16 protein-coding genes are annotated in these 15,044 nt (G+C 69.7%); 7 read left to right on the plus strand and 9 right to left on the minus strand.

Translation table 11 applies throughout. The features are described from left to right. Positions 1–15: 15 nt before the first annotated feature. The 4 genes from D0T12_RS05095 to D0T12_RS05110 all read left to right on the plus strand — a co-directional run bounded on the left by D0T12_RS05095 (position 16) and on the right by D0T12_RS05110 (position 4,251). A complete protein-coding gene (locus D0T12_RS05095; RefSeq protein ID WP_199487306.1) occupies positions 16–396 on the plus strand; it encodes a DUF485 domain-containing protein in 381 nt (126 codons plus the stop codon). Further along, positions 393–2,123, plus strand: a complete 1,731-nt coding sequence (locus tag D0T12_RS05100; protein ID WP_117398126.1) for a sodium/solute symporter — start codon at positions 393–395, stop codon at positions 2,121–2,123. Before D0T12_RS05095 ends, D0T12_RS05100 begins: the two co-directional genes overlap by 4 nt. A gap of 158 nt (positions 2,124–2,281) precedes the next feature. Next, the gene (locus D0T12_RS05105; protein ID WP_117398127.1) at positions 2,282–2,644 is read left to right on the plus strand and encodes a DUF485 domain-containing protein; all 363 of its coding nucleotides are present in this window, start codon (positions 2,282–2,284) and stop codon (positions 2,642–2,644) included. Beyond that, entirely contained in the window at positions 2,641–4,251 is a 1,611-nt protein-coding gene (locus D0T12_RS05110; RefSeq protein WP_117398128.1) for a solute symporter family protein, read from the plus strand. The genes D0T12_RS05105 and D0T12_RS05110 overlap by 4 nt, the downstream gene beginning before the upstream one ends. A gap of 188 nt (positions 4,252–4,439) precedes the next feature. Here D0T12_RS05110 and D0T12_RS05115 read toward each other — a convergent pair whose 3' ends face one another. From D0T12_RS05115 to D0T12_RS05125, 3 genes are all read right to left on the minus strand, one after another. Then, a complete protein-coding gene (locus D0T12_RS05115) occupies positions 4,440–5,453 on the minus strand; it encodes a hypothetical protein (RefSeq protein WP_147339390.1) in 1,014 nt (337 codons plus the stop codon). An 80-nt stretch (positions 5,454–5,533) separates the two neighbouring features. After that, positions 5,534–6,166, minus strand: a complete 633-nt coding sequence (locus D0T12_RS05120; protein ID WP_117398130.1) for a response regulator — start codon at positions 6,164–6,166, stop codon at positions 5,534–5,536. Beyond that, complete coding sequence (locus D0T12_RS05125; RefSeq protein WP_117398131.1) at positions 6,163–7,296, minus strand: sensor histidine kinase; 1,134 nt, start codon at positions 7,294–7,296, stop codon at positions 6,163–6,165. The genes D0T12_RS05120 and D0T12_RS05125 overlap by 4 nt, the downstream gene beginning before the upstream one ends. A gap of 235 nt (positions 7,297–7,531) precedes the next feature. Here D0T12_RS05125 and D0T12_RS05130 point away from each other — a divergent pair, with 235 nt between their 5' ends. Further along, on the plus strand, positions 7,532–8,119 hold the full coding sequence (locus tag D0T12_RS05130; protein ID WP_117398132.1) for an NYN domain-containing protein: 588 nt from the start codon (positions 7,532–7,534) through the stop codon (positions 8,117–8,119). A 67-nt stretch (positions 8,120–8,186) separates the two neighbouring features. Here the strand turns inward: D0T12_RS05130 and D0T12_RS05135 are convergent, their stop codons facing one another. The 5 genes from D0T12_RS05135 to D0T12_RS05155 all read right to left on the minus strand — a co-directional run bounded on the left by D0T12_RS05135 (position 8,187) and on the right by D0T12_RS05155 (position 11,803). Further along, a complete protein-coding gene (locus D0T12_RS05135) occupies positions 8,187–8,447 on the minus strand; it encodes a hypothetical protein (RefSeq protein WP_117398133.1) in 261 nt (86 codons plus the stop codon). 14 nt (positions 8,448–8,461) lie between these two features. Next, positions 8,462–8,773, minus strand: a complete 312-nt coding sequence (locus D0T12_RS05140) for a hypothetical protein (protein ID WP_147339391.1) — start codon at positions 8,771–8,773, stop codon at positions 8,462–8,464. After that, positions 8,770–9,048: a hypothetical protein gene (locus tag D0T12_RS05145; protein WP_117398135.1), complete on the minus strand. Its 279-nt coding sequence runs from the start codon at positions 9,046–9,048 to the stop codon at positions 8,770–8,772. Before D0T12_RS05145 ends, D0T12_RS05140 begins: the two co-directional genes overlap by 4 nt. A gap of 139 nt (positions 9,049–9,187) precedes the next feature. Next, positions 9,188–10,402 (minus strand): helix-turn-helix domain-containing protein, encoded by a 1,215-nt coding sequence (locus tag D0T12_RS05150; protein ID WP_117398136.1) that lies wholly within the window; start codon positions 10,400–10,402, stop codon positions 9,188–9,190. Positions 10,403–10,588: 186 nt separating this feature from the next. Next, positions 10,589–11,803 (minus strand): helix-turn-helix domain-containing protein, encoded by a 1,215-nt coding sequence (locus D0T12_RS05155; protein WP_117398137.1) that lies wholly within the window; start codon positions 11,801–11,803, stop codon positions 10,589–10,591. Positions 11,804–12,214: 411 nt separating this feature from the next. Here D0T12_RS05155 and D0T12_RS05160 point away from each other — a divergent pair, with 411 nt between their 5' ends. After that, positions 12,215–12,832, plus strand: a complete 618-nt coding sequence (locus tag D0T12_RS05160) for a helix-turn-helix domain-containing protein (RefSeq protein ID WP_199487307.1) — start codon at positions 12,215–12,217, stop codon at positions 12,830–12,832. A gap of 73 nt (positions 12,833–12,905) precedes the next feature. After that, the gene (locus tag D0T12_RS05165; RefSeq protein WP_117398139.1) at positions 12,906–13,460 is read left to right on the plus strand and encodes a dihydrofolate reductase family protein; all 555 of its coding nucleotides are present in this window, start codon (positions 12,906–12,908) and stop codon (positions 13,458–13,460) included. On the opposite strand, the gene D0T12_RS05170 is transcribed toward D0T12_RS05165, so the two are convergent. Further along, positions 13,436–14,986: an amidohydrolase family protein gene (locus D0T12_RS05170; RefSeq protein ID WP_117398140.1), complete on the minus strand. Its 1,551-nt coding sequence runs from the start codon at positions 14,984–14,986 to the stop codon at positions 13,436–13,438. The genes D0T12_RS05165 and D0T12_RS05170 overlap by 25 nt on opposite strands. Between the last annotated feature and the right edge of the window lie 58 nt (positions 14,987–15,044).

The raw sequence follows: 15,044 nt of genomic DNA on the forward strand, positions 1-15,044 counted from the left end.
GACACGCCGCAGCGGGTGCTGGTGACCGGGCCGCGGACGCGCGCCGTCCGCCGCCCCCGCTACCCCGTCACGCGGGAGATCGACGAGCAGACCGGGCTCGGCGAGGCGTACATGCGTTCGCTGGTCCGCACCCAGTTGCGGCTCGCGGTGCGGCTCTGCGCGGTCCTCGCGGTGGTGGTGGCGGGGCTGCCGCTGCTGTTCGCGATGGTCCCGGCGGTCCGCGAGCAGGAGGTGTTCGGGGTGCCGCTGCCGTGGGTGGTGCTCGGCGGGCTGATCTACCCGTGGTTCGTGGGCTGCGGCTGGTGGTACGTCCGGCAGGCCGAACGCAACGAGGCCGACTTCGCCGAACTCGTCGACCGTTCGCCCTCCGCCGGTGACCGCGCGGACGACCCATGAGCGCCGCGTACGGGGTCGCGGGCGTCGTACTGGTCGTCGTCGCGACCGTGCTCATCGGGGTGCTCGGCGTCCGGTTCTCCCGGACGACGTCGGACTTCTACGTCGCGTCCCGGACGGTGACGCCGCTGCGGAACGCGTCGGCGATCGGCGGCGAGTACCTGTCGGCCGCGTCGTTCCTCGGCATCGCGGGCCTGATCCTCGTCTACGGCGCCGACATGCTGTGGCTTCCCGTCGGCTGGACCGGCGGGTACCTCGTCCTGCTCGTGCTGGTGTCGGCGCCGCTGCGCCGCTCCGGCGCGTACACGCTGCCGGACTTCGCGGAGGCGCGGCTGGAGTCGATGGCGGTGCGGCGCGTCGCGTCCGTCCTCGTCGTGCTGATCAGCTGGCTGTACCTGCTGCCGCAGTTCCAGAGCGCCGGGCTGGTGCTGCGGACGGTCACGGGCGCCCCGGTGTGGACGGGCGGTGTCCTCGTCGCGGTCGTCGTCGCTGTCAACGTCCTCGTCGGGGGGATGCGCAGTGTCACGCTCGTCCAGGCGTTCCAGTACTGGATGAAGCTCACGGCGCTGACCGTCCCGCTCATCTTCCTGCTGCTGGCGTGGCGGTACGACGGCGCGCCCGGCCTGGCGTCGGACACCCCGCCGGCGTTCGACGAACGCACGACCGTGTCGGTCGAAATGGGCGTCACCGTGGACGTCACCGCGCCTGTTCAGGTCGTCGTCGACGGACGGGTCGACGGCCGTACCTACGAACACACGCCGCTGACCCTGAACACCGGGGAGCACCACTTCGACCAGGACACGTCCGTCACCTTTCCCGGCGGCGCCGCCGTCCCGCACGTCACCGGCAGGCCCGCCACCACCGACCGGGCATGGGCGCTGCCGCTGGACGGCCGCGAACACTCCCTCTACGCCACGTACTCGCTGATCCTCGCCACGTTCCTCGGGACGATGGGGCTCCCGCACGTCCTCGTCCGCTTCTACACCAACCCCGACGGGCGGGCCGCGCGCCGAACGACCGTGCTGGTCCTGTCGCTGCTCGGCGCGTTCTACCTGTTCCCCGCCCTGTACGGGGTGCTCGGGCGCCTCTACACACCGGAACTGTTGATGACGGGACGGGCCGACGCCGTCGTCCTCACCCTCCCCGGGCGGCTCATCGGCGGTGTCGGCGGCGACCTGCTCGGCGCGCTCGTGACGGGCGGCGCGGTCGCGGCGTTCCTGTCGACGTCGTCGGGGATCACCGTGTCCGTCGCCGGGGTGCTGGCGCAGGACATCCTGCGCGGCGGTGTCCGCTCGTTCCGCGCCGGGACGCTGCTCGCGCTCGCCGTGCCGCTCGCCCTGGCCATCGCGGCCCGGCATCTCGCCGTCGCCGACGTCGTCGGGCTCGCTTTCGCGGTCGCCGCGTCCACGTTCTGCCCGCTGCTCGTCCTCGGCGTGTGGTGGCGGCGGCTGACCGTGCCGGGCGCGTTCGCCGGACTCACCGCCGGTGGCCTGCTCGCGGGCACCGCCGTCATCGTGACGATCGCGACCGGGCCACCGGGCGGTGCCCTCGGCGCGATGCTCTCCGAGCCCGCCGCCTGGACGGTCCCCGTCGCGTTCACCGTCATGATCGTCGTGTCATGGTGCACGCCGGGACGCGTCCCGCCCGGGGTGGCGCGGATGATGGTGCGCCTGCACACCCCTGAGACGCTGGACGTCGACCGTGGCACCTGGCGTCCGAAGAGGGTCTGACCGTTCGTCGCGCAGGATGGACCGTTCACCGACACGGCCCGCAGACCGGCGACGATGAGCGGCAACTGACCGCACCTCACGGCCAGTCCTCTTCGCCCGTCCGGCACACCCTCCTTACCGTGGCGCGTGACTACCGTCACAACAGAGGAGGGGCGGTCGTGTCCGTCGATAAGAGTGCTTCCGGCACCGTCTATGAACGGTTCCAGGGCAACACGGAATTCCAGGAACTCCGGCGGAGATTCCGCCGCTTCGCCTTCCCCATGACCGCGGCATTCCTCAGCTGGTATCTGCTCTATGTCGTCATGTCCGGGTGGGCGCGCGGCTTCATGGGAACCGAAGTGGTCGGCTCCATCAACGTGGCGCTGGTGTTCGGCCTCCTCCAGTTCGTGTCGACGTTCGTCATCGCGTGGCTGTACGCGCGGCACGCCGACCGCAAACTCGACCCGGTCGCCGCCAAGCTGCGCACCGCGATCGAGGCCGACGACTCCGGCGCGCCCGAGACCGCGGAGGAGGCCCGATGAGCAACGAGACCCTCTCGATCATCCTGTTCCTGGGGTTCGTCGCGGCGACACTGGCGATCACCGTGTGGGCGAGCCGGAACACCAAGGACGCCACCGACTTCTACGCGGGCGGACGGTCCTTCTCCGGCGTCCAGAACGGTCTCGCGATCGGCGGCGACTACATGTCCGCCGCGTCCTTCCTCGGCATCGCCGGACTGATCGCCCTGTACGGCTATGACGGGTTCCTGTACTCGATCGGGTTCCTCGTCGCGTGGCTGGTGGCGCTGCTGCTGGTCGCGGAGCTGCTGCGGAACTCGGGCCGGTTCACGATGGCGGACGTACTGGCGTTCCGGATGAGTCCCCGTCCCGTCCGCACCGCCGCCGGTGTCTCCACCATCGTCGTGTCGATCTTCTACCTGCTGGCGCAGATGGTCGGCGCGGGCGCCCTGGTCGCGCTGCTGTTCGGCTTCACCAGCGAGTTCGCCAAGGGCGCCACGATCGCGCTGGTCGGCGTCCTCATGATCGTGTACGTGGTGTTCGGCGGGATGAAGGGCACCACCTGGGTCCAGATCGTCAAGGCCGTCCTGCTGATGACGGGCGCGGTGCTCGTCGCGGTCCTGGTGATGGGCGAGTTCGGCTTCAACCTGTCGTCGCTGCTCAAGGACGCCGCCGACCAGAGCGGCAAGGGCGACGCGTTCCTGGAGCCCGGACTTCGCTACGGCACCGAGGAGCAGGGCCTGGAAGGCAAGCTCGACCTGATCAGCCTCGGTCTCGCGCTCGTCCTCGGCACCGCCGGGCTGCCGCACATCCTGATCCGCTTCTACACCGTCCCGACCTCCCGCGACGCCCGCAAGTCGGTGCTGTGGGGCATCGGCATCATCGGCGGCTTCTACCTGATCAGCCTCGTCCTCGGCTTCGGCGCCGCCGCGCTCGTCGGCAGCAAGGAGATCGCGAAGGAGAACCCGGCGGGCAACACCGCCGCGCCGATGCTCGCCGAGAAGATCGGAGACATCGTCTTCGGCGACGCGGGCGGCACGATCCTCCTCGCCGTCATCGCGGCGGTCGCGTTCGCGACGATCCTCGCCGTCGTGGCCGGCCTCACCCTGGCGTCGTCGTCGTCGTTCGCCCACGACCTGTACGCGCACGTCATCCGCAAGGGCAAGGCCACCGAGCGGGACGAGGTGCGCGTCGCCCGGATCTCCGCGTTCGTCATCGGTGCGGTCGCGATCGTCCTCGGCATCTACGCGCAGCGGCTCAACGTCGCGTTCCTCGTCGCCCTGGCGTTCGCGATGGCCGCGTCCGGGAACCTGCCCGCGATCCTCTACAGCCTGTTCTGGAAGCGGTTCAACACCACCGGCGCCGTCGCCGCCATCTACGGCGGTCTCGGCTCGGCGATCTTCTTCGTGACGTTCTCGCCGGTCGTGTCCGGATCCGACAAGGCCCTGTTCACCGACGTGGACTTCGCCTGGTTCCCGCTGAGCAACCCGGGGATCATCTCCATCCCGATCGGATTCCTGTGCGGCTGGCTCGGCGCGATGCTCAGCAAGGAGCGCAACGCCGAGAAGTACGCCGAGATCGAAGTCCGCTCCCTCACCGGAGCGGGCGCGGAGTCCGCCACCCACCATTGAGCCTTTTTCGTCCAGCGTGTGCCCCGAGCCCTCCTCCCCAAGGCTCGGGGGACGCGAAGGCTCAATGACCCGCCGCGCGGGGCGAAGTCGCCCGGCCCCGCACGGCTCGCGGCCCCGTCCCGCCCACCCGGGACGGGGCCGCACCAGCGTCCCCCGGCGTGCAGCGGACGCCGGGGGACGCTCCCTGCTCAGTGGACGGTGACGGGCGCGGGGTCCGCGAAGGCTCGTTCGGACAGCCGACGCCGACGCTGGTACGCGAGCGCCGCCTTGGCCAGTGCCACACCCCACAGCGGCCAGAGAAGATGCGGCAGGCCGACCAGCGGGGTCTCCCTCAGCTCCTGCCACTCCTCGGAGTCCGCGCCGATCGCGCCGACGACGATGGCGCGGGACGCCGCCAGGATCAGCGCGGCGACGATGAGCGCGGGAATGACCGCGAGGTCCACCGGGACGCGGCGCCCGGACAGCCCCACCATCCAGCGGGGGAACCGCTCACCCCACGGCCGGGTCAGCCCCCAGGTGAGGACCGCGCCCCCGATGGACACGATGGCAAGGCCGAGGGCCGCGGCCCGGAGCTCCGAACCGAAGTCGGCGTTGCGGAAGCCGGGCGCCTCCACGAATATCAGCAGGCGCGTCACGGCGTACGCCAGCGGCGCCTCCATCGCGATGCGGGTCCACCGCCGGGTCTGGTCGGTCGCGGCGGCCACCGCGGTGGGGTCGTACGCCGCGTTCTCAGGAGTGGCGGTGGCGGACGAGGCCCGCAGGACGCGCAGCAGGGCGATGACGCCCGCCGCCACGGCGACCTGCATTCCGAGCCCGGGGGAGGCCAGGTCGTCCAACGGTCCGGTGTTGCCGGTGAGGAGAAGACCTATCAACATCGGCAGGTACCCGAGCAGCATCAGCAGGGTGTGGTCGAGGCCGATGAGGGCCACGACCGCGGCGGCGAGGCACACGCCGCGCCTGTGCCGAGCGAGCCACGTGGACGGCGGGCCCGTCAAGGACCGGCCCGCCACCAGGAAGGCGAACGCGGCGAGCAGGCACCAGCCACCGGCGACCACCCCACCGAACGGCTCGAAGGACTGACCGAAGTTGTCGTCCGCGTCCGCCAACGGATGCGGGCCACCGGACACGAGAGCACTCACCGTCCACCCGACGAGCGCGAGTGGAGCGAGGAGGACGAACAGGCCGTCGCGAAGTCTCATCATGGTTTCGATGCTCGCGATCCGGGCCAGTTCGGCGGCTCCACCACAAGTACCGGTCGGCTCCACCGGACGTCGCGACCGCGTCAGATGACACCGTTCTGGTAGGCCCAGACGACGATGTGCAACCGGTCCCGCACACCGATCTTGCGGATCAGGCTGCCGACATGCGTCTTCACCGTGGACTCGGCGATGAACAGCTCGTCGGCGATCTCGGCGTTGGAGAAGCCGCGCGCCAGCAGGGCGAGAACCTCACGCTCCCGCTCGGAGAACGCGACGGCCGCGCCGCCCCCGGACCCCCGGCCCGCGATCTTGTCGATCAGCGCCCGGGTCGCCCGGGGCGAGACCACCGACCGGCCCGCGTGCACCTCCCGGATCGCGGCGGCGACCTCCGAGCCCGGGGTGTCCTTCGTCAGGAACCCGCCCGCCCCGGCGGCCACCGCCCGGAACAGGTTCTCGTCGAGATCGAAGGTGGTCAGGATCAGGACACGGGTCTCCGGCCGGAGCCTCCTGATCTGCGCGCTGGCCTCGATCCCGTCCAACGCGCCCATCCGGATGTCCATCAACGCGACGTCGACCCGGCGCTCGACGCACATGGCCACGGCGGCCTCACCGTTCGGCACCGACCCGACGAGCTCCATGTCGTCCTGCACGTCGATGACGGTCTCCAGGGCCGACCGCATCAGCTCCTGGTCATCGGCGATCAGAACGCGGATCACGGTCGGGGAAGGTGGGCCGAGACGTGCGTACCGGACGGGCCGCTGGTGACGTCCAGGCGACCGCCGAGACCCCGCGCCCGCTCCCGCATCCCGACGATGCCGTGCCCGGTACCCGACCGCCGGGTGGCCCGGAACCCCGGCCCGTCGTCCCGCACGGACACGACTACGCCGCCGGACTCGATGGCGACCTCCACCCGGCACCGCAGCGGCCTCGGCGAATGCTTGAGCGCGTTCGTCAGGGACTCCTGCACGATGCGGTACGCCGCCCGCGTGGTCTCGCCGTCCACCATCTCGACCTCACCAGAGAGAACCAGCTCCACGCGCACATCCTCGGTCCGGAACGTGTCGACCAACGCCTCAAGGTCGTGCAGCGACCGCACCGGCGGCTCCGCCAAGGGCTCCTCCCGCAGCGTGCTCACCACCCGCCGCATCTCGATCATCGCCTCCCGCCCGGTCGTCAGAGCGGTATCGATCATCGCCCGCGCCTTCTTCGGGTCGCGGTCCAGGACCATCAACGCGGCGTCCGCCTGCGCCACGACCACCGCCAGCGAATGCGCCACCACGTCGTGCAGCTCCCGGGCCATCAGCTCCCGCTCCCGCCGCAGCCCCTCCCGCATTCTCCGCCTTCGCAGTTCGGCGCGGGCCCGGTGGTAGGCCCCGAACGCCCACGTCCCGCCCACCGCGACCCCGGCCACCGGAATGAACGCCAGGAGCGCGCTCCAGTCCAGCGGCTCGGGCGGGTCCACGACCGTCCGCCCGACGGCCAGACCGAGCCCGACGACCGACGCCGCGAGAGGCAACGCCCGCGCGCCGGTCTCGACGACCACGGTGTAGAGCGAGACCAGGTACAGCAGGCTGACCGGCGCGAAGATCATCGACGGCCCGTCCGGAAGGTTGGGCAGCGCGAGCGAAGCCAGCATCACCAGGCATGCGACGCAGAAGCCGCCCGTCGGATACACCCGCCGAAACACCATGCATCCCGCGAACACGACCAGAAGCACCGCGAAGACGACGCTCACCCACGGCGCCGCCTGGCTCATCAGCCCCACCGAAACCGGAACCGTGAGCAGAAGAACCACCGCCGCTATCACCAGATCGGCGATGGACGGGCGGCGTACCTGTGACAACACGCCCCCATCCTCCCTCCCACCCAGCCCCCGAACATCCCCCAAAGGTCGCGCGCCATCCTCACGTTACGTAGAACAGAGGCAGCGGAAGGTGATGACGGCTAGGCTGAGGCGACCTGGTCGGGGTGTTGGGCATAGCAGGCTCGCGTTTGACGTTGGCGGCTGAGCCCGGTACCATCAATTCATTACTCCCCGCCGTCCTACGGGACTGGCGGGGCTTTTTAATTGGAGAGCCTCGGTGAGCGAGCGCGTAGCGCTGTTCCTTGATTACCAGAACGTTCACCTTGTCGGACACGGTCTCTATGAGAGCTTCGGGACCCCTCCTTTTAATTGTGTGCCCGATCCAAGGCGAGTCGCCTCCATCGTCGAGCAGCGTCGTTCTCGGACGAGTCAAGTCACGGACATCCGTGTCTACAGGGGGAGACCGGACCCCAATCACCAACCTACGCCCGCGTCGGCCAACGACGCCCAGGCCGCACAGTGGTCACGCGATCCTCGGGTCGAGGTGATTCGCCGTCAGCTCAACTACCGGGGTTGGCCGAAGGACCCACCGCGTGAGAAGGGCATTGACGTCGCCATCGCCGTCGATCTCATGCACCTGGCCTTTCGCAGGGAGTACGACGCCCTCGTCCTGTTCTCCGGGGACACGGACCTCCTGCCCGCCATAGAAGTGATCAAGGAGCTTCGGCTCTGCCACATGGAGGTCGCCTGCTGGTCTGGCCATAGGCCGCTACGCCTACCAAACTCACGGCTGCCCTACTGCCATTTCCTCAACAGAGCCGACTGGAACGCGGTCGTTGAAGACTGGAGCGATTTTCGCTCGTAACCCTCGCTGAAGTACCCGAGGTGGGGCGGTGCGACGGCCGGGGGGATGCCGCCGCGCCGCCCCGGCTTTATCGGGGGCTCCCGCGGAGAGTGGTGGCGATGAGGTCGGCGGCCTTGTCGGGGTCGGTGCCCAGCGAGGTGCCCCGGTCGGGGCCGTTGTGCCAGGTGTAGGACGAGCCGTCCCAGCCGATGTGCAGCGGGCCCGCGTCCCGGTAGGTGACGCTGACGCGGGTGAACTCCTCGTCCCGGACGACGGAGGTGGCGATCCGCGGCGCGCGCCTGCGGACGGCGGCGTGCAGCCGCTCGGCGGACACCTCGCTCTTGAGCATGTCTCTCCTCCGGTTCAGGTGGTGATGAGGCCGCCGAGAACGCTGCACAGCCAACCTTGGCGCACGGCCCGCCTGCGCCGGGTGGGGCGCGGCGGTGGCGCGGCGCGCAGTTGATCCCGGGAGTACCTCGGCACGTGGTGGGGGATGGGCCGCCGCAGTTCGGCGATCAGGACCGCCAGTTCCCCCGGTGTGGACGCCTCGACGAGGCGGTACCGTCCCGTCCAGTCGCGGGTGACCGCCCACCAGCGACCGGTGAACTCACCCCACCACGCCGATACGCCGGGAAACCTGCGCTCCAGCTCGGCCACCGCCCAGTCCGCCCTCACCGTGCCCGCCCCTCGGGCCCGCACTGCAGACGGCCGATGATGAACACGGCGGCCTCGACGATGTTGGTCGCCTCGGCCACGGGTTCGCCCCTGGACGTGAAGAACCAGTGCCGCCAGTCGTCGTCCGGGCGGGCGCGGCACGCGATCATTTCGGGGTCGGCGCCGGGCATCGCGACGCGCAGCCCGCGCCAGGTCAGCTCGACCTCAAGCCGCCGGGCCGACAGATGCGCCCCCAACGCGGCGAGCCGGTCCAGGGAACTCGTACGCTTTGCCATGGGTCGGACCACTTTCCGGCCAAGGCCCCGGGGAGCGGCGCTGCAACGCCGTCCGGGGCCGCCCTGTGTGTCGTTGCGACACCTGAGGGCGGCACACTACGCACTACGTTCCGTAGCGGTTTCCTTACGGAAACTGCCATCAGGCCAGGTTCATGCGCCAGGCGAGGCCGCGCAACTCCCGTCCGGCGGCACGGTTGTGAAGGTCGGCGACCAACTCTCGGACCATCGGGTTGTTGTGGACGGTGGTGGCCGACAGCTTCTCCGCCCTGCGGATCTGCCGGACGGCGCTCTCGTCCTGGTCGAGCATGGCCAGGGCGCGAGCCTGCTCGATCGCGAGTGATGCCTTGCGGGTACGCCGGGGGAGCGACTGCATGTCCACCTCACCGGCGGCCTTCAGGGCCGCTTCCGGCTGGCCTGCCTCGACCATCAGGGAGGCACGCCAGAGGCCGACGTTCGAGGGGCCGAAGCTCTGCCAACCCTCTCCCGAAGAGTCTGCGGGCTGTTCGCCGAGACGGTCGGCGACCACCGCGGCTTCGGCGAGCAGCTCGGACGCTCCTTGCTGGTCGTTCTCCAGTTGGCGCGCCAATGCCGAGAAGAGCAGCAACATCCCGTACACCTCAAGCCCGGTTCGGTCGTCGCTGATCTCGCCCTGGATTCTCCTGGCGGTCTGCTCGGCATCCCGCAACGGCCGGGACATCGACGCGGACGGTCGTGCCAGTGCCTGCGTGACAGCCGCCGCCCCGATCATCACCGGATCGTCGAGTAGGCGGGCCGCGCGCTCCGCGCGGTCGGCCGCGATCCACGCGAGGTCGACCTGTTCAAGGTGTCGTAGCACATGCCCGGCCGACATGCAGAGATCCACAAGGAGGCGAAGCGCGGTGATCCGCTGCTGCTCGTCTCCGGTGGCCGCGTGGACATGCAACTCCGCCAGCGCAGGAGGCAGCACGGCTGACAGATGGGCGTCATCGGCCGCCCGGCGCCTCTCCCGGATCGGGCCGTTCACCAGCTCCACGAGCGCGGGCAACGGACGAACGGGCATGTCCGGGGGATTGTCCAGGGACGTGTCGAACAGGGTTTCTCGCAGTCGGATGACGTCGCCGTAGGCGCGTTCTCGGGGGCGGATGGCCGGTGTGGGTTCGCCGAGCAGGTCGGCGGCGGAGACTTGGAGTGCTTCGGCCAGTGCTCGGATGTCGGAGCGTCGTTCGAGTCGTGCCTGGCCGTTCTCGACCTTGGACAGCCATCCCTTCGAGCGGCCGACCAGGCCCGCGACGGCCGTCAGGGACATGCCTCGGAATGTTCGTGCGGCCCGGACGTTCTCGCCGATGCGCCGCGCGCCGTCGTCCTGTCCAGCCATGACAACCCTCTGGTAGTCCGGACACCTGCTACTCACGGTACGCCGCTCCGCGCTTGACCGACGGAAGAGCGTGTGGCTTCAGGGACCGCACGGACCATTGATGGATACGTTCTCGGTCAGTGTGATTGCGGCCCGCTCGATGCGGCGAATTGAGCCGGTCGTAGTCTTTCCTTTCGGAAATCCGTGTCAGGCCAGGTTCATGCGCCAGGCGAGGCCGCGCAACTCCCGTCCGGCGGCACGGTTGTGGAGGTCGGCGACCAGGTCTCGGACCAGCGGGTTCTTGTGGACTCTGGCTGGGGATAGTTTCTCGGCGCGGCGGATTTGGCGGACGGCGCTTTCGTTCTGGCCGAGCATCGCCAGTGCGCGCGCCTGCTCGATCGCGTGAGCGGCCTTGCGCGTGCGGCAGGGTAGTGCGTTTACATCGACGTCTCCGGCCGCCTGAAGTGCTCGTTCGGGTTCTCCGGCCTCGACCATGATCAGGGTGTGCCAGACCCCGACGTTCGCGGGGCCGAAGCTCTGCCAGCCCGAGCCGGAGGAATCGTCGGGCTGCTCGCCGAGGCGGTCGGCGACCATGCGGGCTTCGTTGAGCCGCTCGGACGCCCCTTCCGGGTCGTTCTCGATCTGGCGGGCCAGCGCCGAGAAGAGAAGCAACATCCCGTACACCTCGTTTGCGGTGCGGTCGTCACCGACCTTGTCTTCGAGGCCTCCGGCGATGCGCTCGGTCTCCCGCAACGGCCGGGTCATCGTCGCGGACGGCCGGGCCCCTGCCTGCGCGAACGCCGCCGCTCCGATCATCACCGGGTCGTCCAGACGCCGTGCGGCCCGCGCCGCGCGGTCCGCCGCGATCCACGCGAGATCGGTCTGACCGAGGTGGCGCAGGAGGAACGTGGCGGCTGTGCACATGTCGACCAGCAGTCGTAGTGCGGTGATCTGCTCTCGCTCACCAGGTCCGGCCGCGTGCACGTGGAGTTCGGCCAGGACCGACGGGAGCCCTGCGGCGAGTTGGAAGAAGTCGCCCGTTCTGCGTTGGTCCGCGATCGCGCCCTCGGCCAGTTGCGCGAGAGCGTTCAGGGGGCGCGTCGGCAGGTCGAGCGGGTCGTCCAGGGACGTGTCGAACAGCGTTTCTCGCAGTCGTACGACGTCGCCGTAGGCGCGTTCTCGGGGGCGGATGGCCGGTGTGGGTTCGCCGAGCAGGTCGGCGGCGGAGACTTGGAGTGCTTCGGCAAGTGCTCGGATGTCGGAGCGTCGTTCGAGTCGTGCCTGGCCGTTCTCGACCTTGGACAGCCATCCCTTCGAGCGGCCGACCAGGCCCGCGACGGCCGTCAGGGACATGCCTCGGAAAGTTCGTGCGGCCCGGACGTTCTCGCCGATGCGCCGCGCGCCGTCGTCCTGTCCAGCCATGACAACCCTCTGGTAGTCCGGACACCTGTTACTTACGGTACGCCGTCCCATGCGGACCGCGGCGCAGACGGCCGAACATCCACAAAGGTCGCGCCTCGGCTACGGCTGTGGCAGGTTCTACGACCCCGACAGCTAGGGTCTTCGTCCTTTCCGGTCAGCGCGCGCCCGGTGCCTGCCCGCACAGGCTCCAGGCGCGCCCCCGCGTCGTTGGCGCGTCTGGCCAGGTCAGCGGGGTTCGCGCTGCTCGGTCGGGTCGGTGGCTGCTTGACCTGGTGTGTGCCAGACTCGGGGTTCGGGCGGAAGTCGATGGCATTGGGGATGCCTGTCATGGGGTTGGAATTCGAGCATCGACCGTCGGATTCGCCGTATGTTCAGCGGGTGTGGCGGAGTCGTAGCCACGGTGTCGACCGGATGATGTCGATCGCGTCTCCCGAATGGAATCTGGTGTTCTGGGAGCAGGCCGGGCGGGTCAGCGCGGCCGTCCAAGGGCCGGAATCTAGGGCGAGTACGGCCCCCGTGCCCGAGGACGCCGTGTTCTTCGGCATCAGCTTCTCGCTCGGCACGACGATGCCGCACCTTCCGATCGACCGGCTCGTCGACGGGTTCGTGGAGATTCCTGATGTGACGCGCAGATCGTTCTGGTTGCAGGGTTCCGCCTGGTGTCTCCCTGACTATGACAACGCCGAGTGGTTCGTCCGACGGATGGTGCGCGAAGGTGTCCTGGTCCGTGATCCGATCGTCGCCACGGTGCTCAACGGACGGACGCCGGACGTGTCGGAACGCACCGTCCAGCGGCGTTTCGCGGCGACGACCGGATTCGCGCACGGCGCCATCCAGCGGATCGACCGTGCCCGGCACGCGGCGCTCCTGATCCAGGGGGGCGCGCCTGTCCACGACGTGATCCACGGGCTCGGGTACTTCGACCAGGCGCACCTGGCGCGGTCGCTGACCCGCTACGTCGGGTGGACGGCGACCCGGTTGAAAGACGGGAATTCGGCGGAGCCGCTGTCGCTGCTGTACAAGACCTGAGTGTTCGCGTCCTCCTAACGTTCCAGGTCGAGGCCGGGTGACGCCCGGTTCGGAACTGGAAGGACGTTGTTTCGTGCGCAAGATTGTTTACTACGGGTTCATCTCCGTGGACGGTGTCATCGAGGACCCGCCGGTGTTCGTCCACGACTTCGACGAGATGATGCGGGAGAACCTCGGGGAGGTCATCGGCACCCAGGACACCGTGCTGATCGGCCGTGGCGGCTACGACGACTGGGCGTTCCACTGGCCGACCGCCAGCGAGGAACCGTTCGCGAGCTTCATCAACAACGTGCGGAAGGTCGTGGTCACCTCCACACCGCTGAAGACGGAGTGGAAGGGCGCCGAGGTCCTCGCCGGGGAGCCGGGGGAGTCCCTCACGGAACGGCTCGCGCCTTTGCGTGAGGCCCCGGGCGGCGACATCGGCGTCCACGGCAGCGTGTCCCTGGCCCAGTCCCTTCTGGCCGAAGGTCTCGTGGACGAGTTGGCGCTGGTCATGACCCCGTACCTGGCGGGCAAGGGCCGACGCCTGTTCGACGGCGCGCCGACCGGGGCGCTGGAACTCCAGTCGGCGCGTACCAGCCCGACCGGTACGCAGCTTCTGCGTTACACCGTCCGGAAGGCCGTTTGACGAGGGGCGTGGCAGCCGCAGCCGACGGCGGCCGTGGCGAGGGTGCCGTCCGGTGTGGCGGCGGCGCGTTCGACATCGGCGAGCATCCGCCTGCGTTGAGTGGGGGTTATCAGGCGGCCGCCCGCGACCACGGTGTTGATCTTGGTGGTGTTGCGGATGTCGGCGAGAGGGTCGGCGTCCAGGACGACCAGGTCGGCGAGCCTGCCCGGGTGGATTGATCCCAGGTCTCGTTCGGCGCCGAGGTAGCGGGCCGGTTCCAGGGTGGCCGTGCCGATGGCCTCCAGGGGCGTCAGCCCTGCGCGGACCAGGAGGGCCAGTTCCTCGTGCAGGCTGAAGCCGGGGTAGGCGTAGATGAAGCCCGCCTCGCTGCCGGTGAGGAGCCGCACCCCGGCGCGTCGCATCGCGCCGATGAAGCGGAGTCTGCGGTCGAACAGTTCGCGCTGCTGCTTGATCTCCGCGGGGCTGCGGCCGGGGAGGTAGATGTTGTCGACCGCCCATTGCCACCACTCCTGGTCGGCGGCGGGGATGTACTTGAGTCGCGGATCGTTCCGGACGAGGTCCTCGGGGCGGTCGACGATCAGGTGCATGCTCAGCGTGGGTGTGACCCACGTGCCGCTTGTCTTCAGGCGGTCGAAGAGCGCGGCGGCGCGGCGCGGGCTGTAGTGGCTGGTCGCCAGCCATTCCGCCGGGTGGAACTGGCGGAACCAGGCGGCGTAGTCGCCCGGCCCGATCGTGATGGCGTCGAGGGCCTTTCGCACCTGCCGGTCGCGGGTGGACGTGGCGCACCAGAGTGAGTGGACGTGTTCGATGCTGCGCTGGCCGAGGCGGGCGGCCTGCGCGGGGGCCACTCGGTCGGGGCAGTGTCCGGCCAGCGGTAGGCCCTGCCGCCTGGCCTCGTGCGCGACGGCCGCGAAGGCCTCGGGGCTCAGCCGGGAGTAGATCTTGACGAAGTCGGCGCCCTCGGCCTTGACCCGGCGGACCGCCGCGCGTGCCTCGGACGGCCGGGTGACCAGGAGGGCGCTGTCCGGATCGTCCGGTCCGGCCAGCAGGGACGGGGAGCCGTCGATGATCGTGCTGGCGATCGTCCAGCGGGGACCCGCCAAGGCGCCGCGATCGATGTCCTTTCGCCACTGGCTCACCACGTCCGAACCGCTCATCTCCCGGACGGTCGTCACGCCGTTGGCGAGGTAGAGCGGCGGGGAGATGCGGTGCGTGCCGATGCTGTGCGCGTGCATCTCGCTTAGCCCGGGGATGACGTATTTGCCCGGTAGGTCGACGACTGTGACGTTGTGGTGGACGGGGATCTGGTCGCGTCCTCCCACGGCGACGATGCGGTCGTCCTCGATCAGGATCGTCGAGTTCGGGCGGGGACGTCGGCGGGTGGCGTCGATCACGGTGACGCCGCGCAGTGCCAGGCGTCGCCGGGCGCGGTCGGCCTTCGGCGGGCGCTGTGCCCCCAGCGTCAGTGCGGCGCCCGCGGCGGCGCCGCCGATGAGGACGCCTCGGCGTGAGATCGGTCGTGACATGGGTTCCCCCTGTTTCCAGGCCGCGTGGGTCGCGGCCCACCGAACGTATACAGCGTCT

The organism is Actinomadura spongiicola (assembly GCF_003432485.1).
Taxonomy (GTDB): domain Bacteria; phylum Actinomycetota; class Actinomycetes; order Streptosporangiales; family Streptosporangiaceae; genus Spirillospora; species Spirillospora spongiicola.